This window comes from Paraburkholderia sp. BR10872, assembly GCF_040965835.1.
In the GTDB taxonomy this organism is placed as follows: domain Bacteria; phylum Pseudomonadota; class Gammaproteobacteria; order Burkholderiales; family Burkholderiaceae; genus Paraburkholderia; species Paraburkholderia nodosa_A.
Genome location: NZ_JBFRCN010000041.1, coordinates 58,744 through 79,696, shown reverse-complemented (window position 1 = coordinate 79,696; position 20,953 = coordinate 58,744). Strand labels below are relative to the sequence as shown.

19 protein-coding genes are annotated in these 20,953 nt (G+C 65.4%); 11 read left to right on the top strand and 8 right to left on the bottom strand.

Annotation, left to right across the window (positions count from 1 at the left end; genetic code table 11):
• Positions 1-127 precede the first annotated feature (127 nt).
• Both AB4Y43_RS27730 and AB4Y43_RS27725 read right to left on the bottom strand, forming a co-directional pair.
• Positions 128-1,513, bottom strand: a complete 1,386-nt coding sequence (locus tag AB4Y43_RS27730; RefSeq protein ID WP_069265395.1) for a sigma-54 dependent transcriptional regulator — start codon at positions 1,511-1,513, stop codon at positions 128-130.
• 309 nt (positions 1,514-1,822) lie between these two features.
• Entirely contained in the window at positions 1,823-2,140 is a 318-nt protein-coding gene (locus tag AB4Y43_RS27725; RefSeq protein ID WP_368729250.1) for a hypothetical protein, read from the bottom strand.
• Positions 2,141-2,529: 389 nt separating this feature from the next.
• Between AB4Y43_RS27725 and AB4Y43_RS27720 the strand changes: the two genes are divergently transcribed.
• The 3 genes from AB4Y43_RS27720 (at position 2,530) to AB4Y43_RS27710 (ending at position 5,027) form a co-directional block, all read left to right on the top strand.
• The gene (locus AB4Y43_RS27720; protein ID WP_342947897.1) at positions 2,530-3,612 is read left to right on the top strand and encodes a sigma-54 dependent transcriptional regulator; all 1,083 of its coding nucleotides are present in this window, start codon (positions 2,530-2,532) and stop codon (positions 3,610-3,612) included.
• A 339-nt stretch (positions 3,613-3,951) separates the two neighbouring features.
• On the top strand, positions 3,952-4,464 hold the full coding sequence (locus tag AB4Y43_RS27715; protein WP_368729249.1) for a hypothetical protein: 513 nt from the start codon (positions 3,952-3,954) through the stop codon (positions 4,462-4,464).
• A gap of 68 nt (positions 4,465-4,532) precedes the next feature.
• On the top strand, positions 4,533-5,027 hold the full coding sequence (locus tag AB4Y43_RS27710; RefSeq protein ID WP_368729256.1) for a hypothetical protein: 495 nt from the start codon (positions 4,533-4,535) through the stop codon (positions 5,025-5,027).
• Positions 5,028-5,109: 82 nt separating this feature from the next.
• On the opposite strand, the gene AB4Y43_RS27705 is transcribed toward AB4Y43_RS27710, so the two are convergent.
• Together AB4Y43_RS27705 and AB4Y43_RS27700 are read right to left on the bottom strand one after the other, a co-directional pair.
• A complete protein-coding gene (locus AB4Y43_RS27705) occupies positions 5,110-6,459 on the bottom strand; it encodes an AAA-associated domain-containing protein (protein ID WP_069265506.1) in 1,350 nt (449 codons plus the stop codon).
• A 40-nt stretch (positions 6,460-6,499) separates the two neighbouring features.
• A complete protein-coding gene (locus AB4Y43_RS27700) occupies positions 6,500-8,263 on the bottom strand; it encodes an ABC transporter permease (RefSeq protein ID WP_368729248.1) in 1,764 nt (587 codons plus the stop codon).
• Between the two features lie 766 nt (positions 8,264-9,029).
• Between AB4Y43_RS27700 and AB4Y43_RS27695 the strand changes: the two genes are divergently transcribed.
• Both AB4Y43_RS27695 and AB4Y43_RS27690 read left to right on the top strand, forming a co-directional pair.
• Complete coding sequence (locus AB4Y43_RS27695; RefSeq protein ID WP_069265401.1) at positions 9,030-10,709, top strand: diguanylate cyclase; 1,680 nt, start codon at positions 9,030-9,032, stop codon at positions 10,707-10,709.
• A 177-nt stretch (positions 10,710-10,886) separates the two neighbouring features.
• Positions 10,887-11,153, top strand: coding sequence for a hypothetical protein (locus AB4Y43_RS27690; RefSeq protein ID WP_028207711.1), 267 nt, complete (start codon positions 10,887-10,889; stop codon positions 11,151-11,153).
• 122 nt (positions 11,154-11,275) lie between these two features.
• Here the strand turns inward: AB4Y43_RS27690 and AB4Y43_RS27685 are convergent, their stop codons facing one another.
• Together AB4Y43_RS27685 and AB4Y43_RS27680 are read right to left on the bottom strand one after the other, a co-directional pair.
• Complete coding sequence (locus AB4Y43_RS27685; protein WP_342947894.1) at positions 11,276-12,592, bottom strand: ATP-binding protein; 1,317 nt, start codon at positions 12,590-12,592, stop codon at positions 11,276-11,278.
• The gene (locus tag AB4Y43_RS27680; RefSeq protein ID WP_028207713.1) at positions 12,576-13,307 is read right to left on the bottom strand and encodes a response regulator; all 732 of its coding nucleotides are present in this window, start codon (positions 13,305-13,307) and stop codon (positions 12,576-12,578) included. The genes AB4Y43_RS27685 and AB4Y43_RS27680 overlap by 17 nt, the downstream gene beginning before the upstream one ends.
• A 234-nt stretch (positions 13,308-13,541) precedes the next feature.
• Here AB4Y43_RS27680 and AB4Y43_RS27675 point away from each other — a divergent pair, with 234 nt between their 5' ends.
• Positions 13,542-14,111: a periplasmic heavy metal sensor gene (locus tag AB4Y43_RS27675; protein WP_069265403.1), complete on the top strand. Its 570-nt coding sequence runs from the start codon at positions 13,542-13,544 to the stop codon at positions 14,109-14,111.
• Positions 14,112-14,231: 120 nt separating this feature from the next.
• Here AB4Y43_RS27675 and AB4Y43_RS27670 read toward each other — a convergent pair whose 3' ends face one another.
• Complete coding sequence (locus AB4Y43_RS27670; protein WP_368729247.1) at positions 14,232-14,930, bottom strand: pirin family protein; 699 nt, start codon at positions 14,928-14,930, stop codon at positions 14,232-14,234.
• Between the two features lie 435 nt (positions 14,931-15,365).
• Here AB4Y43_RS27670 and AB4Y43_RS27665 point away from each other — a divergent pair, with 435 nt between their 5' ends.
• From AB4Y43_RS27665 to AB4Y43_RS27645, 5 genes are all read left to right on the top strand, one after another.
• Entirely contained in the window at positions 15,366-16,142 is a 777-nt protein-coding gene (locus tag AB4Y43_RS27665) for an ABC transporter substrate-binding protein (protein WP_368729255.1), read from the top strand.
• 255 nt (positions 16,143-16,397) lie between these two features.
• The gene (locus AB4Y43_RS27660; protein ID WP_028207717.1) at positions 16,398-17,087 is read left to right on the top strand and encodes an ABC transporter permease; all 690 of its coding nucleotides are present in this window, start codon (positions 16,398-16,400) and stop codon (positions 17,085-17,087) included.
• 19 nt (positions 17,088-17,106) lie between these two features.
• Entirely contained in the window at positions 17,107-17,829 is a 723-nt protein-coding gene (locus AB4Y43_RS27655) for an ABC transporter permease (RefSeq protein ID WP_028210520.1), read from the top strand.
• A 30-nt stretch (positions 17,830-17,859) separates the two neighbouring features.
• A complete protein-coding gene (locus tag AB4Y43_RS27650; RefSeq protein ID WP_342920947.1) occupies positions 17,860-18,642 on the top strand; it encodes an ABC transporter ATP-binding protein in 783 nt (260 codons plus the stop codon).
• A gap of 579 nt (positions 18,643-19,221) precedes the next feature.
• The gene (locus AB4Y43_RS27645; protein ID WP_368683932.1) at positions 19,222-20,397 is read left to right on the top strand and encodes a porin; all 1,176 of its coding nucleotides are present in this window, start codon (positions 19,222-19,224) and stop codon (positions 20,395-20,397) included.
• Positions 20,398-20,573: 176 nt separating this feature from the next.
• On the opposite strand, the gene AB4Y43_RS27640 is transcribed toward AB4Y43_RS27645, so the two are convergent.
• A complete protein-coding gene (locus AB4Y43_RS27640; RefSeq protein WP_027795598.1) occupies positions 20,574-20,912 on the bottom strand; it encodes a P-II family nitrogen regulator in 339 nt (112 codons plus the stop codon).
• Positions 20,913-20,953 lie beyond the last annotated feature (41 nt).

The window sequence follows — 20,953 nt, the reverse complement described above, 5'->3', positions numbered from 1 at the left end:
ACGCGGACGGCATCACTGGATTTGCAGCTCGGCATTTTTCGCTCCTCATCATGGACGCGAAACTCACACTGCAAGCGTCGTACCGCCCGTGCGAGCGCGCCCAGGCGGACGCGCTCGCACATGCTGCTCAGGCGCCGGCTACGCGCGCGGGCGCATCGCCCTTGCCGGCGCTTTCGTTGCCGTACTCCACAAGACGGTTATAGAGCGTCTTCAGGCTGATGCCGAGGATTTCCGCCGCGCGCGTCTTCACGCCGCCGCACTGCTCGAGCGTCGCGAGGATGAGCTGGCGATCCGCATCGGCAAGCGAGGTGCCGAACGGGATCGTCACCGCCGTGCCCGCAATCGGCTTCGAGAGCGAGATCTGCAGCGGCACCGTCGCCGTGAAATCGCCGTCGTTGCCCGACATGATGTGCGCGCGCTGCACGTAGTTCTTCAGCTCGCGTACGTTGCCGGGCCACGGGTAGGCGGCCAGCATGTCGCGCACCGCCGCGGGAAACTGCTTCTTCGTGCCGTGACGCTCGTTCAGCTCGTCGAGGAACGCCTGGGCGAGCAGCTCGACGTCCTTGCCGCGCTCGCGCAGCGGCGGCAGGCTGATCGGAAACACGTTCAGGCGGTGATAAAGGTCCAGACGCAGCTTGCCCTCGGCGACGGCCTGCTCCGGGTCGCGGTTGGTCGCCGCGATCAGACGCACGTCGGTCTCGATTTCCTTGGTCGTGCCCACGCGCATGAACATGCCGGTCTCGAGCACGCGCAGCAGCTTCACCTGCAGCTCGATCGGCATTTCGGTGATTTCGTCGAGGAACAGCGTGCCGCCGTTCGCGCGCTCGAAATAGCCCTTGTGCTGCCGGTCGGCGCCCGTGAACGAGCCGCGCTCGTGGCCGAACATCTCGGACTCGATCAGGTTCGGCGAGATCGCGCCGCAGTTCACCGCGAGGAATTCGTGCTTGCGGCGCAGGCTCAACTGGTGGATGGTCTGCGCCGCCACTTCCTTGCCGGTGCCCGATTCGCCCACCAGCATGACCGAGGCGGGCGTCGGCGCAACACGGCTGATCTGGTCGTAGACCTCCTGCATGGTCGGCGAATTGCCGAGCATCAGGCCGAAGCGGCCCATGCGGCGCAACTCGCCGCGCAGCGTGCCGATTTCGGCCTTGAGGTCGCCCGCGCGCGGCAGGCGGTTCAGGATCGCCTTCACGCGCTGGAGGTTGATCGGCTTGACCAGGTAATCGATCGCGCCGGATTTGAGCGCATCGACTGCCGTCTCGACCGTCGCATGCCCGGTGATGACCACGAGTTCCACGCCCGAGCGCGGGTCGAGATCCTCGAAAAGGTCGGTGCCACTGCCGTCGGGCAGCTTCAGGTCGGTGAAGACCACGTCCGGCGTCTGCCGCACGAGCTGGATGCGCGCCTCGCGCAGGTCGCCTGCCTGGGCAGTGGTGAGCCCGTCGTCGCTCACCACGGCCGCCAGCGCCTCGCGGGTTTGCGCATCGTCATCGACAATCAATACATGTGGCATCGCGTCTCGTCAGCCTTGATAGGTGAATGGCTCCAAAGCGCGCGCGCCGCGCCCTTCGCAGGCGTGCCGGACAACGTTGCCCGGCACCGCGGAAGTCGCGACGCACGTGTTTGCGCTGCAGTGGAGTACGAAACGGTCGGACGCAAACCCAAGACGACAAAAGCCTGAATATGCGCGGTTTTGCTACATCGGAGCAACAATACCGTCAGCCGCGGGCCGCCCGAACCTCGATTGTTGTTGATATCACTATTATAGACTTATTCGAGACAAGCGGGCACGGCTCTCGCGTGGCCCTGCCACGCCGGCCTTCTAGCTGTGCGGAAACGGCCACGGCATGCCAGCCGAACCATTCGCGCCGTTCACGCCATTCGGCATCCGGCCCTTCGCGCCATGTGCAGGCGAGTCCGAAGCGCCCCCGGCCATGGCCACTTCCGGGCCCAGCCCGTTGTTGCCCGTGGTATCGGCAAGTGAGCCGCCCTCTCCTTCCCAGCGGCTCAGATCGCGATAAAAGGTTTGCCGTTGCATGCGATGACGCTGCGAGAAACGCCAGGCCAGCATGCCAGCCATGGCGCCAAGCGCACCGACGGTTACGAGGGTTCCCACCAAACCGCTGCGGTTCTTCGACATATCGCTTTCTCCCAGATACGCCTCGTCAAAGACGGAAGACGCGAGTTGACTCGAATGACATCGCCCGGGGCGTGGCCGATCCGCTGCCCCTATCCATGCAGACGGCGCCGGGCTTCTCGAGTTCCGCAGCAGGATGCGTGCCACACTCCCTCGCGCTGTGCCTGGACAGGTCCATTGCCCTGTCAGGCGCGGCAGTGGTTAAATGTTTACGCGAAAGCGAGATACCAGGCTCGAAGACGCAAACCTCGCGGCCGTCGGAGCGGCAAGTTCCGCACCTGTCCTGGACGGCCAGCCCCGGATCGCAGGGCCTGTTCGCCGATACGCGCAGAAGCATGCCGATGCGCGCAGAAGCAAACGCCCCGCACTACCTTTGCAGGACGAACATCCCTATGGCGTCAATCGAGCCGGGCTCGCCCGCCGCCACAAAACGCAACAGCGAAAACAACGGAAATCCCGCAGCGGACGCCGAGGCGCGCGTCGCGGGATTGCAGTCGTACGGTCTGCTGTACGGCTCGTCGGCGGTCATGCTGGATCTTTATGCGCAGATCGACCGCGTGGCCGTGACCGAGGCGACGGCACTCATCGTCGGCGAATCGGGCACGGGCAAGGAACTGATCGCCCGGACCATCCACGCCCACAGCGAACGCCGCGACGGCCCGTTCATCGCGGTCAACTGCGGCGCGATTCCCGACGAACTGATCGAGGCCGAGTTGTTCGGTCACGAAAAAGGCAGCTTCACGGGCGCCGTGCAGGCGCGCGACGGCCACTTCGAGCACGCGCGCGGCGGCACGCTGTTCCTCGACGAAATCACCGAGATGTCGCTGCTGCATCAGGTGAAGCTGCTGCGCGCGCTCGAAACCGGCGAGTACTTTCCGGTGGGTGGCAACGAAGCGATTCGCGGCGACGTGCGCATCATCGCCGCCACCAACCGCGACCCCGTAACGGCCGTGAAGGAAAACTGCCTGCGCGAGGACCTGATGTACCGGCTCGCGGTGTTTCCGCTGCGCGCGCCGCCGCTGCGTGAACGTGAGCGCGACCGCGAGCTGCTCGCGCAGCATTTCCTCACCGAACTGAACGACCAGGAAGGCACGCAAAAGGCGTTCAGCAAGCGCGCGCTCGAAACCGTGCGCAACTGGTCGTGGCCCGGCAACGTGCGCGAACTGAAAAACGCCGTGTACCGCGCGTACATCCTCGCGGAAAAGGTCGTGGAGATCGCACATCCGCAGTTGGTGCCGCGCGTGAAGAAGCCCGTCACCCAGGGCGACGCCATGAGCGTCTGGATCGGCACGCCGCTCGCCGATGCGCAGAAGCAGATCATTCTCGGCACGCTCAAATACTGCGGTGGCGACAAGCGTCTCGCGGCGCGCACGCTCGGCGTGAGCCTCAAGACGCTCTACAACCGGCTCGGCAGCTACGGCGCCGACGATGGCGAAAGCGAAGCGCCCACCGAGCCGGACGCGGACGAAGCCTGATTGCCCTCCCCGTCCATCGCGGCACGTTCGTTGCGCGACGAGGCGGGAGCAGTACGGCAGGCCGATCAAAGGTCGGTCTGCCGTGCACGCCCTTTTGCAATTTCTTGCACTTTACCTATCCCCGTAAGCAATGCCGTGCTGCACAATCCGCAGCACGTCAAGTAAGCAAAACATGCCGGATATCCGCGCAATGCGGCGCTATCCGGCTAGCGGCAGGGAATCATCATGCAAGAACGAAGTGCTCGGGCGCGCGTTGCGCCATCGGTGTCAGCGGCGGTCATGGAAACGATTGCCGGCGGCAGCCCGCGCCCTTCCGCGCATCCTCCCCGGCGACGCGTCATGTCGCTCACGCTGCTCGCCACGGTGGCGAGCCTCGCGTGCTCGGCGTGCAGTTCGCTCTACTCCGAAGGCGCGCAAACGGGCGCCGGTATCGCCGGCGCAGCAGTTGCCTCGAAAGTGACGAGCAACGCCGCCGTGGCGACCGGCATCGGCCTTGGCGCCGTGGCCGCGGCGAAGGCCGGCGTGCAGTACTCCGAGCGCGTCGTCCACACCAACACCCAGAACAGCATCGCCCACGCGGCGGGCCCGCTCGCAGTCGGCGCGGTCGCGCCATGGTCGATCACGCACTCGTTCCCGATCGAGGACGACGAACACGGCCGCGTCACGGTGAGCCGCACGATCAGCAGCGGTGCGCTCGACTGCAAGGAGATCGTGTTCTCCGTCGACCACGAGGCCACGAAGGACAAACCCGCCTCGAGCGTGTTCTTCGTCGCATCGGTGTGCCGCGACGGCGACAACTGGAAGTGGGCCTCGGCCGAACCCGCTACCGCCCGGTGGGGTGCGCTGCAATGAACGGCATGAACGCGCGCGCGAAGCGCGTACGGCACGTTGCAACGGAGTCGTCGACGGCTCGCCCCGTGATGCTCATCGCGCTGGCCGCGCTCTGCGCGGGCATCGCGCTCGCGGCGAGCGGCTGCTCGTCGATCGGCGCGGCAAGCGGCGCTGCGGCTGCGGCGGCAACGGGCATCGTCACGGCGAATCCTGCCGTGGGCATCGGCGTAGGCATTGCCGTGCAGGCGGCCACCGACGAAGCCGTCGGCCGCTTCATGAAAAACATGCACGCGGACCAGCAGGCACTGATCGCCGAAACAGCCGGCCGCCTGCCCGTGGGCGGCATGGACCTCTGGCGCATCAAGCACGATTTGCCCGTGGGGAACGGCCACGGCCAGGTGCGCGTGACGCGCGCGTTCGCCAACGCCCTCACGCTGTGCAAGGACTTCGTATTCTCGGTGCAGGACGGCGAGAAAGCCGACGCGCCCGAGCAGTGGTTCACCGCGAGCGCCTGTCAGGACCAGTCGGGCTGGAAGTGGGCCACGGCCGAGCCCGCGGTGGAGCGCTGGGGCACGCTGCAATAGCCTGCCTCATCCGCAAACGAAAACGGTCGCCGGGTGAACGCACCCCGCGACCGTTTTTAATGCCTGGCGAAAAGCGCGTCGCTCAGGACTCCACGTCTTCGAGGCTGAAGATTTCCGACTGGTCGTTATACGAGAAGATCTCGCCATAACGCCCCCAGTCGATCACGGTGTCGAGCGTTTCTTCCGCCGCGCCATCGGAGAGAAAGTCCTCCAGCTCCTGCTCGAAACGCACGCGCGGCGCGCGATGGCCCGGGCGCTCGTTGAGCACCTTCTTGATGCGCGCCGCGAGCGGCACGTGGCGCAGCAAATGTTCGGCGAACATCATCTTGCGCTCCTGCGTGCCGAACTCCGCGAACACGCGCGCGGGCGGCGTGAGCAGCACGTCGCCTTCGCGCACGTCGGCGAAACCGAGGTTCTGCAGCACTTCCGCGATCGGGAACAGGTCGTCCACTTCCAGATGCAGCGAGCGCGCAATTTCCGGCATGTCGGCGCGGCCGTGATACGGCGCCATCGCGAGCGTTTCGATCAGACCGGCCATCAGGTTGGTCGACACGCGCGGCAGCCAGCTGCCGAGTTCGAGGCCCTTCCTGGTCGTCTCGTCGGTCTGACGCGCGGTCATCTTCGCGTAGATGTCGTCCACGAGCTTGCGGAACGCCGGGTCGAGACGGTTGCGCGGATGTTTGAACGGTACCTTGATCTCGGCCACCACGCGGCCCGGATTCGACGACAACACCAGGATGCGGTCGCACATGAACACCGCTTCTTCGATGTTGTGCGTGACAATCAGCACCGACTTGATCGGCAAGCGGCCTTGCGTCCACAGGTCGAGCAGGTCGGTGCGCAGCGTTTCGGCCGTCAGCACGTCGAGCGCGGAGAACGGCTCGTCCATGAGCATCAGCATCGGGTCGACCACGAGCGCGCGCGCGAAACCCACGCGCTGGCGCATGCCGCCCGAAAGCTCGCGTGGATACGCGTTTTCGAAGCCGTCCAGACCGATCAGGTCGATGGCCGCCAGCGCCCGTTCGCGGCGCTCGCCTGCGCCTACGCCCTGCGCTTCGAGGCCCGCTTCCACGTTCTGCAGCACCGTGAGCCACGGGAACAGCGCGAAGGTCTGGAACACCATCGCCACGCCTTCGGCCGGCCCTTCGAGCGGCTTGCCGCGCCAGGTGACGTCGCCGGAGGTCGGCGAGATCAGGCCCGCGATGATGCGCAGCAGCGTGGACTTGCCCGAGCCCGAGCGGCCTAGCAGCCCGACGATCTCGCCCTCGCGCAGCTGGAGGTTGGCGTCGTCGAGCACGAGCAGCTCGCCCTGGTTCTTTTTGAAGCCCCGGCACACGTCCTTCACGTTCAGAATTTCTTCGCCGAGGCGCGGCGGGTTCGGGGCCGTCTGCACATCGCCGTGCGCGGCGCTCAGCGTCTTGGGGTTTTGCATCGCGTTACCTTCGATCATTCGTTGTTCGATCAGTCGTCGATCAGTCGAGCCGCAGACGGGACTCGGCGTACGTGTACAGCGGGCGCCACAAGAGGCGGTTGAACAGCGTGACGAAGAGCGACATCACGGCAATGCCGAGGATGATCTTCGGGTAATCGCCGGCCGCCGTCATCTGCGCGATGTAGGCGCCGAGGCCGTGCGCGACGACCTTCGTGTCGCCCCACTGCACGAACTCCGCGACGATACTCGCGTTCCACGCGCCGCCCGAAGCCGTGATGGCGCCCGTCACGTAGTACGGGAAAATGCCCGGCAGCATGGCCTGACGCCACCACTGCCAGCCACGAATGCGGAAGTTCTTCGCCGCTTCCTTGTAGTCGTTCGGATAGGCGCTGGCCCCCGCGATCACGTTGAACAGGATATACCACTGGGTGCCGAGGACGATCAGCGGCGACAGCCAGATGTCCGGGTTCAGGTGAAAGCGCACGATCACGATTACGAACACCGGGAACAGCAGGTTCGCCGGGAACGCCGCGAGGAACTGCGCGAGCGGCTGCACCTTCTCGGCGAGCGCCGGGCGCAGGCCGATCAGCACGCCGAGCGGCACCCAGATCACCGAAGCGATAGCGATCAGCAAGACCACGCGAAAGTGCGTGATGAAGCCGAGGCCGAGCACGTGCCACACTTCGTCGAGCGTCACACCCGTGCGTACGAAGGTCACCACGCGCCATACGACGAACACGGTCAATGCGATCACGAGCACGGCCCACACGGCGTCGCCAACGCGTGCGCGCAAGCCGGGGCGGCCGCGCGCGACGGGCGCCGCGAACGTCACGTTCGGAAACGACGGCAGCTTGATCGGCATGCGCGCAGCCTTGGCGAAGAGCCAGCCGAGCGGCACGAGCAGTTGATGAATGAGATGGGTGCGGCGAATCAGATCGAGCAGCCACGATTCGGGCGCGTCGCCCGAGCTCGTGTTCTCCATGCGGAACTTGTCGGCCCACGCGACGAGCGGGCGGAACAGGAACTGGTCGTAGGCGAGAATCACGACGACCATCGCGAGAATCACCCAGCCCACGGCGTGCAGGTTCTTTTCCGCGATCGCCTGGGCCAGATACGCGCCGACACCCGGCAGCGTGATCGTGTTGTTGCCCACCGTGATCGCTTCGGAGGCCACCACGAAGAACCAGCCGCCCGACATCGACATCATCATGTTCCAGATGAGGCCCGGCATCGAGAACGGCACTTCGAGCTTCCAGAAGCGCTGCCATGCGGTCAGATGAAACCCGCGCGAGACTTCATCCAGATCGCGCGGCACCGTGCGCAGCGACTGGTAGAAGCTGAAGGTCATGTTCCACGCCTGGCTCGTGAAGATCGCGAAGATCGCCGCGAGCTCGGCCCCCAGCACGCGCGAGGGAAAGAGCGCGAGAAAGAACGTGACCGTAAACGAGATGTAGCCGAGCACCGGCACCGACTGCAGGATGTCGAGAATCGGCACGAGCACCTGGCCCGCGCGGCGGCTCTTCGCCGCGAGCGTGCCGTAGACGAGCGTGAAGATCAGCGAGGCCACCATCGCCGCGAGCATGCGCAGCGTGGTGCGCATGGCGTACTCGGGCAGGTTCGCGGGATCGAGCGAGATGGGCTGCGCCTTCAACGTGGCAATGGGCGCCATCGTTTCGTGAAAGCCCACGGCCGCCATCGCGATCAGGCCGATCATCAGCGGGAACGCCACGAAGTCCCAGCGGTTCGGCAGCACGCGCCACGCCGAGGCGTTGGCCGTGCGGTTCAGGTTGAAGCTGAACTCCATTCAGACGCCCTCCGCGACGGGTTTCAGAAAGGCGGACGACTTGACGTCCGTGCCGCCGGAAAGGCACTGCACGAGCTGCGGGGATGGCGGATCGACAAAGGCAAGGCGCATGGACTCAGAATTTCGTTGGCGTTGATGACACGGCGACGATGCCGCGGTGGTACGCACCGCCCGCGCCGCAGTTGCGGCTGGCAACTGGCGGGGGGGCTTGCCTCGACTGAAACGGCACGACACTACTACAACCTTGATGACACTCACAACCGCGCCCGGCACGCCTCGAAAGCCAGACCACACGGGCTTTCGCGGCGCTTTCGCCGGCCTTCTGGAGAGCTTCCAGAAGGCGCCGCGCGCGGGATGTGCACGTCATCGTGATGACGCATCGATGACGCCTTGATGACACAACGACGCCGGGGCCGCCTCCGCGCTTGCCTCATTCGCGCCGCCAACGCCAGTGGGCGTCGCTTGCGCGCCACACGCTGGCACGCGCGTGAACCGTTCACGCGAAGCCGCGCCAACCGCGTTTAACGCCCCGTCGACCCCGCTCATCGCCGCGTGTCGCCGTGCTGACGGCATGCGCCTTGCATGTTAGCGGTCCACGCTCTCGCCGCCGCCCGCTCGCGCCGCCTCGCAACGCCGCACTGACGCTTAGATAGCGGGCTCGCCAGCCCCGTTTCGAGGGGTAAAATCGACACGCTCCGTCAGTAGCGCTCCTACGCCCCGGGCGCCGACACCCACGCCTCAATACCACTCACGAACCAGAAGGCCGATGAACAGGAGACTCTTGCGTCAGGCAGCCGGGCCCCTCGGGGTCGTGGTGGTCGCGCTCGTCTGCTGGGCGGCGGCCGGCTGGCTCGCGGACCGCATGGTCCGCCAGGAGTTCGAGGCCGCGCTCGCCGCACAGCGCCAGATGATGCGCTCGGTCGTGGACAACATGGCCGAAGTGATCGCCAGCGACCTCGCCATGTCGCGCGCCATTCCGGCGACGATGGCCGAAACCCGCGTCGTCCAGCAGGCGCTCACTGGGGCCGCGCATTATGCCGCGTCGAGCGATTCGACGGAACTGGCGCGGCGCAAGGAGTTGCAGGGCGTGCCGGCGCTCGCCGGGGTCGACCGCTTCCTCCACGACGCCCAGGGCTTCTCCGGGCTCGATGCAATCTGGCTCGTCAACGCGAACGGCATCTGCATCGCGTCGAGCAATGCGCTCGAAAAAATCTCCTACGTCGGCGTGGACATGCGTCCGCGCGCGTATCTGAACGACACGCTGCTCGGGGCGTTTTCCGAGGCCTACGGCGTGGGCACGGCAAGCGGCGAGCCAGGCATTTTCGTCGCCGCGCCCGCCTATGACGACGGCCTGCTGGTCGGCGCCGTAGTCGCGAAGGTCAGCATCGCGCGGCTGCGCCACTGGGTCACCCGCCCCGGCACCTTCGTCGCAGACAACAATGGCGTCATCATCATGGCCCATGACAGCGCGCTCGAAGGACGCGCACTGCCGGGCTCACACGTCGCCGAAATGAATGCGCTGGACCGCGTGAACACCTATCTGCGCGAGCACTTCGCGCCGCTCGAGCTGCGCTCGGCATCGAAACCCGTGTTGAGCGAAGCGCCGTGGATCCCGCGCGCCGACGCCGCGCAAATGGTCGCCTTGCCGGGCCAGCGCACGCCTGCCCTCTACGAGCAGCGCGGCGGCCTGAACTCCGGGCTCTCGGCGCACCTCGTCGATCCGGTCAATGCGTGGTCCGAGCTGATCGCGAACCATCGGCGCGACCGGCTCCTCATTTTCCTCACGCTCGCGGGCACCGCGGCGCTCGCTGCGGTGATCTCGGTGTCGTGGGTGCGCGAGCGGCGTCTGCACCACGCGAGCCGCGATCTCGCCGGGCAGTTGCAGGCCGCGAACGCCCTGCTCGCCGCCGAGGCGCGCCACGACGCCCTGACCGGCGCGCTCTCGCGGCGCTACTTCCTCGACCTGCTGCGCCGCGAGATCGACACGGCCTACGAGGCAGGCGAACCGCTGTGCATGGCGATTGCCGACCTCGACTACTTCAAGCAGATCAACGACCGCTTCGGCCACCCGGCGGGCGACCGCGCGCTCCAGCATTTCGTGGAGACCTGCCGCGCCGAACTGCGCGCCGACGACGCCGTCGGACGCCTGGGCGGCGAGGAGTTCGGCATCCTGCTGCCCGCGACCTCGCTTGCCACGGGGCTCATGGTGCTCGATCGCCTGCGCGAGCAGGTGAGCAAACGCATTTGCGTGGAATTGCCCGAGGAAGCGAGCGTGAGCGTGAGCATCGGCGTGACCGAACTTGCGGCCGCGCAGGATCAGCCCGAGCGTCTGATGAGCCGCGCCGACCTCGCGCTCTATATGGCGAAGGCGGCCGGGCGCGACCGTTGCGAGGCCATGACGGCCGAGGGCGTCGTGCCGCCGCGCGCCGCGGCGCCGACCTGGTGAGTGCGCAACGAGCTTGCCCAACCCATCACACGAGGGATGCCCGTCCCAGGCTGCGGGGCTCGCCCGGCTCAACCGGCGAGGCGCGGTATCATGGGATGAACGGTGCGCGCCAGTCCATACGGTGCGCATGAGTCAAACCGCGCCACTTCGGTGTTCCGCACAAATCTGGAGGCATGCATGAAGGGAAATCTGGTCATTGTCTGCCGCGATCAGGATGCGCTCGCGTTCGACCAGTTGATGGTCGAGTACGGCGCGTTCCAGACGCGCCTGTCATCGACCGCGTGGTACCTGAAACTCGACGCCACGCCCGAGCTGATTCAGGAAGAGATTCTTGCCCGCCTCGGCAAGTACACCACGCACTACATCTTCGAGGCCGACACCGTGACCTACAACACGGTGGACAACGAGGCCGCCGCCGCGCTCGATACGCTCTTTACGGCCTGAGCGGCTGCGCCAAACCTGACCTGGCTGAACCTGGCGTCGCTGTACCGGCGCCTTCGGGCGAGCCCCTCCGGCCATGCCCCGCCCGTTCGCTGAGGGCCTGCGCCAAACCATTCCAGCGCGATTTACCAGATCTGCGCCGCCTCGGTGACGGTGCGCTCCACCACGTCGAACGCAAACGTCATGCGCACCGCGAGCCCGCCGCTCTCGCCGTTGCCGATCGAAAGCTCGCCGCCCGCGCGGCGCACGAGCCGCTCGACGATCGCGAGGCCGAGGCCGCTGTGGCCGTTGCCGCCGCGCGCCGGGTCGAGGCGCACGAACGGCCGGCTCGCCTGCGTCAGTTCCTGGTCGGGGATGCCCTTGCCGTGGTCGCGCACGGTGAGCGAAAAACCCGTCGCGCCGCGCTCGCTCTCGATCACGACAGGCGGTGCGCCGTACGCATGCGCGTTGTCGAGCAGGTTCGAGACCACGCGTTCGAGCGTGGCCGCAGGCAGGCGAAACTCCGGACCCGCACGCAGACGCGTTTCGATCGCAATCGTCTCGCCGCTCGCCGTGCGGTGGTTGCGCGCGATACGCTCGCACTGGTCGTCGACCTCGACGGGCTCGCTGCGATCGGCGCCGTCGTGCGCGAACACGAGGAACTGGTCGACGATATGCGCCATCGACTCGACATCGCGCACCACGCCGTCGCGCACCTTTTGCTCGTCCATCATTTCGGCGCGCAGGCGCAGCCGGGCAAGCGGCGTCTTGAGATCGTGCGCCACGCCCGCCAGCATGACGGCGCGGTCTTTCTCCGTACGCTCGACTTCCTTGACCATCTGGTTAAAGCCCAGCGTGAGCTGACGCAGCTCGCGCGGCCCGCGTTCGGGCACGGGCGGCACGGGCTCGCCGCGGCCAAAGCGCCCCACGGCCTGCGCGAGCGCGCTCAGCGGCTGTTGCAGCATCCACGCGGCCACGAGCGCGGCGACCACAGCGGTGGCGAAAATGGTGATGACCCAAGGCAGAAACTTGTCGAGCGGCCGCATGATCCGCAGCGGCTGGCCCGGCAGCACGATCCAGCGGGCGTCCTGCGGCCCGCGCACCCAGAGCGTGGGCGGCCCGCCGGGCGGCCCGACGCGCACGTCGGTGCCAGGCGGCATGCGTTCGCGCACGTCGTCGATGAAACGGCGCAGCGGCTCGGGCATGCGGTCGGTGACCGGCGGCACGGCGGGACTCGCCGGATCGACGAGTTGCACGCGCGAAGGCAGCGGCTGGTCGGGCTCGCGCTCGACGTGCTGGCGCACCGCGTCGACGAGGAAGGTCGCTTCCTCGACGGCGTAGCGCGTTTGCATCTGATTGTGTTCGACGCGCATGAGCGTGAACCACGCGACATGCGACACCAGTAGAACGCCGATGAAGATGACCGCGAGGCGCCCGAACAGCGAATCAACCGGCTGGCGCATGGTTGCCCTGCTCTCCGTCGGGAACGAACACGTAGCCGCGCCCGCGGACGGTCTGAATGAAGCGCGGCGTGGACGGGTCGCTTTCGAGAATGCGTCGCAGACGCCATACCTGCACGTCGATGCCGCGGTCGGTGCCGTCGTACTCGGGACCGTGCAGCAATTCCAGCAGACGCTCGCGCGTGAGCGTACGCATGGGGTGATTCACGAAAATCTTCAGCAGCGCGAACTCGCTGCCCGACAGCATGATGGGCTTGCCCTCCTGTTGCAGCGTGCGCGACTGGAAGTCGAGCGTGAAGCGGCCGAACGCGTACGGCTCGCGCTGCTCGGGCGCCGCGGCCGAAGGCACCGTGCGGCGCCGGCGCAGCACCGCCTGCACGCGCGCGAGCAGTTCGCGCGGGTTGAACGGCTTGCCGAGGTAGTCGTCCGCGCCCAGTTCGAGGCCGACGATGCGGTCCACGTCGTCCGCGCGCGCCGTCAGCATGATCACGGGGATGTCGTCGCCGGCTGCGCGCAGCTTGCGCAGCGCGGTCAGGCCGTCCACGCCCGGCATCATCAGGTCGAGCACGATCAGGTCCGGGCGCTCGCGCTCGAGCCGCCGCTCCAGCGAGCCGGCGTCGTGCAGCACCGAGACTTCCATGCCCTGGCGCGCGAGATAGTCGCGCAGGAGGTCGCGTAGTTCGAGGTCGTCGTCGACGACAAGGATTTGAGTAGCCATGGGATGAAGTGTAACGCGCGCGCACGGGCCGTTTGCTTACAGCTCTTCCAGCTGGGTTACGAGGTGTTACCGCGAAAGGCGCGTGTAATGTCGCGTAATCTCGGCGCCCCCCCGCGTAACACGCGCTGGCTGCCCGGTCGATACGCTAGGGACACCGGTTGCGAGCGCCACCACTTTCCGAAAGCGCCGCGCCAGACCGGATAAAACCCTCATGGATTTGTCAGGAGCATCACCATGTACAAGACGACTTCGCGCCTTCTCGCTATCGCCGCTGCCTCGCTCGCGCTCACCCTGGGCGCCACCGCTGCCAACGCCCAAACCCCGCCGCCCCCGGGCGGTCCGGGCATGATGCACGGCGCTCCGGGCATGCATGACGGCCCCGGCATGCACGGCGATTTCATGCTCGGCTTCAAGAAGCTGCACGACAAGCTGAACCTGAACGCCGCGCAGGAAAAGCAATGGCAGGCCGCGCTCGACACGATGAAGCAGAACGGTCAGGCCATGCGCAAGAATCATGAACAGATGAAGCAGCAGTTCGATTCGATGAAGAATCAGCCGATCCTCGACCTGAACGCCATGCACACGGCGCACGAGCAGGTCGAGCAGCAGAACCAGCAGTTGCGCGAGCAAACCACGCAAGCGTGGCTCGCCTTCTACAACGGCCTGAACGACCAGCAGAAGACGACCGTGAGCACGGCGATCAAGGAACGCTTCGCGAAGATGGAGCAGCGCCACGAGCAGATGCGCGAGCGCTGGGAGCAGCACCACAAGGGCGGCGCTTCGGCACCGGCTGCCCAGCAGTAATCGGCACACGCGCGCGCGCAATTGCGCGACAAAGCGGCGCGACAAAGCGCCGCGGGATTCGCACCCCGCGGCGCTTTTTTTCATGGCGCGGGCGGCCGCTTGCCGCTGCCTGTCAACGGCTCAGGCGAGATCGAACAGCAGCACTTCGGCCGCGGCACCGTTTGCAAGCGCGACGGCCGCCTCAGCCTCGATCATCGCGGCATCACCGGCTTCGAGGCGTTGGCCATTCACGTCGAGCGCACCGCGCGCCACATGCAGATAGACGCGCCGCCCGGCAGGCACCGAATACTCGACGCGCTCTTCGCCGTCGACCAGAGCCGCGTAGATCGCGGCATCCGACTGCACGGTCACCGAGCCGTCGCGCCCGTCGGGCGAGGCGACGAGGCGCAGCCGCCCGCGCTTGTCGGCGTCGTCGAAGCGCTTCTCCTCGTAGCCGGGCGCCCCGCCCCGCTCACGCGGCAGCAGCCAGATCTGCAGCAGGTGCGCTTGCTCTTCCTTCGAGCCGTTGAACTCGCTGTGCATCACGCCGGTGCCGGCGCTCATGCGCTGCACGTCGCCGGGGCGGATGGTCGAGCCGTTGCCCATGCTGTCGCGGTGCGCGAGCGCCCCGGAAAGCACATAGGTCACGATCTCCATGTCACGGTGGCCGTGCGCGCCGAAGCCCTGGCCGCCCGCGATGCGGTCGTCGTTGAGCACCCGCAGCGCACCGTAGTGCATGTGCGCTTCGTCGAAATAGTCGGCAAACGAAAAGCTGTGGTACGAGTCGAGCCAGCCGTGGTTGGCATGGCCGCGTTCGTCGGCGCGTCGGATAGTCAGCATGGCAATCTCCGGTCAATCATGTCGATGTCCGAAGGTAAGGGCGGCGGCCCACTTGCACAATCCGCAGCGGCGCACCGCATCGTTTCACCAGCAACATCAATGCGCTGCGCTGCCGACGTCGCCCTGCGTCAGACCCGCACGCCCCCCGGCTTCGGGTAAAATACCGCGCTTTTCGGCCGGCGTGAGCCCTGATGGCCCCGGGGTGGACACCCCGTGGCGATTATCCGCCCCGCCAGCGCGCGCTGCCGCAGGGGCCGGAGTGCGTCGCGCTTTCCGACCCGCATTTTTGATCACCTAGAATGGCGGCCAACGGCCACGAGCCGGTCCGCCTTGCGTCGGCCGCGCGCCCCTACCGCGCCGCGCCGCCCGTATCAGTCGTGCATGGGACGGAGTCAGTGCTAAAAAAAGCACTCGCTCCGGCTCGACAGGAGAATGATGAAGAAGTTTGCAGTGTGCGTGGCGCTCGCCCTGATCGCAGGCAGCGCCGCCGCCAAAGAGTGGAAAACCGTGCGCATCGGCGTGGACGCCAGCTATGCGCCGTTCGAATCCAAAGCGCCGAACGGACAGATCGTCGGCTTCGATGTCGACCTCACGAAAGCCCTGTGCGCGCGCATGAGCGTGAAGTGCGTCTGGGTCGAGAACGACCTCGACGGCATCATCCCGGCGCTCAAGGCCCGCAAGTTCGATGCGATCGTGTCGTCGCTGACCATCACGCCGCAGCGCGCCCAGCAGATCGACTACTCCGCGAAGATGTTCGATGCGCCCGCACGCATGCTCGCGCGCACGGGCTCGCCGCTTCTGCCCACGCCGGCTTCGCTCAAGGGCAAGAACGTGGGCGTCGAGCAGGGCTCGACCCAGGAAGCGTACGCAAAGGCGCACTGGGCGCCGCAGGGCGTGAACGTGATCTCGTACCAGAATCAGGATCAGGTCTACCAGGATCTGATCGCCGGGCGCCTCGACGCCACGCTGCAAGACGAGGTCCAGGCGGATTTCGGCTTCCTGAAAACGCCGCGCGGCAAGGGCTTCGCGTGGGCGGGCCCGGAAGTGGAAGACCCGGCGACGATCGGCGACGGCACCGCGATCGGCCTGCGCAAGGACGACGGCGAGCTGAAGGCGAAGTTCAACACGGCGCTGGCCGCGATTCATGCCGACGGCACGTTCGACAAGATCGCGAAGCAGTACTTCGACTTCGATATCTACAAAGGCAAGTGAACGGGAACGCACACGCAGGTAAATAAACAACGAGACACCACCGCTCGCGCCTCGCGCCACGACACATCAAAAGCCCCGGGGGCTCCCCGATAGACCGCCACCGGGCTTCGTATACAGTCACAGGCGCGCTCACGAGCGCAATTGCATCGGCCGCGCGCGACCAGGCTATAAACCGCGCGGCCATGAACGGATTTGAACCGCGGCAGACAGCCGCGCCTTTCGCGGTGTGAGAAACGCATCGTCAAGGACTTGCCCATGTTTCTTCAAGGCTACGGCCCGCTGATCCTCGCCGGCACCTGGCAGACCGTCAAGCTCGCCGTGCTGTCGCTCGCGCTCTCGTTCGTGCTCGGGCTGATCGGCGCGGCGGCCAAGCTCTCCAAAAACCGCGTCGCGCACGGCGCGGGCACGCTCTACACCACGCTCATTCGCGGCGTGCCCGATCTCGTGCTCATGCTGCTGCTCTTCTACAGCATCCAGATCTGGCTGAACAATCTCACCGACATGCTCGGCTGGGATCAGATCGACATCGATCCGTTCCTCGCGGGCGTGGTCGTGCTCGGCTTCATCTACGGCGCGTACTTCACCGAGACGTTCCGCGGTGCGTTCCTCGCCGTGCCGCGCGGCCAGCTCGAAGCGGGCCACGCCTACGGCATGACGGGCTGGCAGGTGTTCACGCGCATCATGTTCCCGCAGATGATGCGCTTCGCACTGCCCGGCATCGGCAACAACTGGCAGGTGCTCGTGAAGTCCACGGCGCTCGTCTCGATCATCGGCCTCGCCGACGTCGTGAAGGCTAGCCAGGACGCCGGCAAGGGCACGCTGCGTTTCTTCTTCTTCACGCTGCTCGCCGGCGCGATCTATCTCGTCATCACCACGGTCTCCAACTTCGTGCTGATGTATCTCGACAAGCGCTACTCCACCGGTGTGCGCAAGGCGGATCTCTGAATCGCGCGAGGCCAAGACCATGCAAGACTTCGTCCAACTGATCCAGCAGTACTGGCGCAACTATCTCTTCTCCGACGGCTACCATTTCAGCGGCGTGGCCATCACGCTGTGGCTGCTCGTCATCTCGATCGGACTCGGCTTCTGCCTCTCGGTGCCGCTCGCCGTGGCCCGCGTGTCGAAGAAGAAGTGGCTCGCCGGGCTCGTGTGGCTCTACACGTACATCTTCCGCGGCACGCCGCTCTACGTGCAGCTGCTGCTGTGCTACACGGGCCTCTACAGCCTCGAGATCGTGCGCAACCACGAACTCACGAGCGCGTTCTTCAGGAGCGGCATGAACTGCACGCTGCTGGCGTTCACGCTCAACACCTGCGCGTATACCACCGAAATCTTCGCGGGCGCGATCAAGGCGACGCCCTACGGCGAGATCGAAGCTGCGCGCGCGTACGGCATGTCGCAATTCACGCTGTACCGCCGCGTAATCCTGCCTTCGGCGTTGCGCCGCGCCCTGCCCTACTACAGCAACGAAGTCATTCTGATGCTGCACGCAACGACCGTGGCCTTCACGGCGACCGTGCCGGACATCCTGAAGATCGCGCGCGACGTGAACTCGGCGACGTATCAGTCGTTCGGCGCATTCGGCATCGCCGCGCTGTTGTACCTGATCATTTCTTTCACGCTCGTGTGGCTGTTCCGCCGCGCAGAGCGCCGCTGGCTCGCGTACCTGCGACCGCAAGGCAAGTGAGCCCGCCAGGGCGTGTTTAAAGGTCAATTGATGAATTCCCAGAAGCAGAAGCTGTTCGTCGACTCCATCCACAAGAAGTACGGCGACAACGAAGTCCTCAAGGGCGTGTCCCTGAAAGCCAATGCCGGCGACGTGATAAGCGTGATCGGCTCGTCCGGTTCGGGCAAAAGCACCATGCTGCGTTGCATCAACTTCCTCGAGCAGCCCAACGAAGGGCGCATCGTGGTGGATGGCGAGGAAGTCGCCACTCGCGCGGACAAGCGCACGGGCGCACTGCACCCCGCCGACGCAAAGCAACTCCAGCGCGTGCGCACCAAGCTCGCCATGGTGTTCCAGCACTTCAACCTCTGGTCGCACATGTCGGTGCTCGAGAACGTGATCGAAGCGCCCGTGCACGTGCTGGGCCTGCCGCGCAAGGAAGCCGAAGAGCGCGCGCGCACCTATCTGGAGAAGGTCGGCCTCGCGCCGCGCGTGGAGAAGCAATATCCCTCGCACCTCTCGGGCGGTCAGCAGCAGCGCGTGGCGATTGCCCGCGCGCTCGCCATGCACCCCGACGTGATGCTGTTCGACGAGCCCACTTCGGCCCTCGATCCCGAACTCGTTGGCGAAGTGCTCAAGGTCATGCAGAAGCTCGCCGAGGAAGGCCGCACGATGATCGTGGTCACACACGAAATGGGTTTCGCGCGCAACGTTTCGAACCACGTCATGTTCCTGCACAAGGGTCTCGTGGAAGAGGAAGGCCAGCCGGCCGAGGTCTTCGCCAATCCGAAGAGCGAGCGCCTGCGCCAGTTCCTTTCAGGCAGCCTCAAATAAGACGACTCGCAGGGTCGCCGCCTTTCGGCGATGTAGCAAAAGTAGTTTTACAAGGCGCTTACAGCGCCTGTTCTTTTTGGGACTTTCATCCTCCAAAAGCCGTCCGTTTAGCCTTAAAAACGGCGATTTTCGCATTACTCCTTGCGAAATCTTCCGTCAATAGTGGCAATCCTGAACTCAGCCATTCAATTGACGTGAGTCCCTTGTCCCACAAGGGTTTCGACCTGGTTGTAGTACCTCTCTGACCACCATCCAGGAAGACCATATTGCAATTTGACGACATCCCGGGGTGCGAGCACGAATTAGTTCGCCAGCGCGGACCTTTTTTGCTAAATTAGTAACCAAAGTAGCAAAACAAAGTTCATTAAAAGTAGTTTCACTTCAAAAAGAACGGGAGATGCCAGTCAACCAGGGGACCTGCAAGACGACCCAGCCCGGGTCATGCAGCGGCACCAGCCCGTACGCCGGTCCTCGGGGTAATTCTCCCTTACGCGACGATTTCTGTTCGCAGCGCCGCCAAGCGCACGGACGTCTTTCGCAGTACTAAGGTTGACTCTTTGACAGGGTATGGAGGAGAAGATGAAGAAAGCTTTGCTCGCCGCAGCATTGATGTCGGCTGGCGTGATCGCGCATGCACAAAGCAGCGTCACGCTCTACGGCCGCCTGGACATGGGTGTGGCGTATATGAACGGCATTGGTGCCGGCAGCGGCGCAAATGGTCAAGCCACCCACGGCTCCAGCCAGGTTCAGCTCGAGAGCGGCTACTGGGGCACCAGCCTCTGGGGCATGAAGGGCGTTGAAGACATCGGTGGCGGCAACAAGGTTCTGTTCCACCTGGAAGGCAGCTTCAGCACCGCCAACGGCACGCTCGGCTCGGCCGGCTCGCTCTGGAATCGCTGGGCGACTATCGGTGTCGCGAACGACCAGTTCGGTACGCTGCTCGCTGGCCGCATGCTGTTCATCTCCAACGGCATTTGGGACTTCGACCCGTTCGGTCAGTCGAACTGGTCGTCGGCCTCGATGGTCCGTGGCCGCAACTGGCCGCAATCGAGCAACAACATTTCGTACCAGTCGCCGAACTGGTTCGGCTTTGACGTGTACGGCCAGTACGCGTTCTCGAACGCGACGAACTGGAACGGCAACAACACGACGCCGTCGGGTCGTGAAGCTGGCCTGCAACTGACCTACACGAGCTCGTTGTTCCAGATCCGCGGCCTGTATGACGAAATCCGCAATCCGAACAATGGTCAGCTGGGCGGCCTGTACAACGCGCTGGACGGCAGCACGAAGACGCCGCTCTCCACCTCGCAGGGTAACGGCAACGGCGTGTTCGCTTACTCGCGCGATTACATGGCCATGTTCAACCTGTTCCTCGGCGCGTTCAAGGTTCAGGGCGGCTACGAAGCCATCCGTTCGTCGGGCATGAATCCGGGCATCATCGGCCAGCCGACCACGCTCGACCACGAGTGGGGCGGTGTGACGTGGCAAATGACGCCGGCTGCAGCGCTGATCGCAGCGGTCTACCACGTCAACGCGAACAACGGCGGCGGCAACGCCACGCTGTACACGATCGGCGGCTCGTACAACCTGTCCAAGCGCACGCTGCTCGACATCCAGGCAGGCACGGTGCAGAACAGCAAGACGGCCAACTTCGGTCTGAACGCCAACAACTTCGGTACGGCTGCAACCACGGGCAACCCGGTTCCGGGCCACAGCCAGGTTGGCGTGTACGCAGGTATCCAGCACTCGTTCTAATTCGAAACGAGTGTAGAAAGAACAGCTACATCGACGTTTTCACGCTGCTGCGAGAGGCGCGTATCGGTGCGATGTCCGAAAGGGTATCGCACCGTTTTTTATTCTGGGGACGGGCCGCGCGAGCGGCGCCGTCCCCTTTTCTATTGGTGCATCAGGTGCTTCGAAGGCGCACGGCCTCAAACCGCCGCTTCGTTTTCCTCGCCCGTGCGGATGCGGATCACGCGCTCCACGTCGGTCACGAAAATCTTGCCGTCGCCGATCTTGCCGGTGCGCGCCGCGCCGATGATCGCGTCGATCACCTGGTCGGCCTGGTCGTTCGCGACCACCACCTCGATCTTCACCTTTGGCAGGAAATCGACCACGTATTCGGCGCCGCGGTAAAGCTCCGTGTGGCCCTTCTGGCGGCCGAAGCCCTTGACCTCGGTGACGGTCAGGCCCGTGAGGCCCACTTCGGCGAGCGCCTCGCGTACTTCGTCGAGCTTGAACGGTTTGATCACGGCAGTAATGCGTTTCATGGCGAACCTCGTCTCGTTATCGGATTTGTCGGAAATTTCGG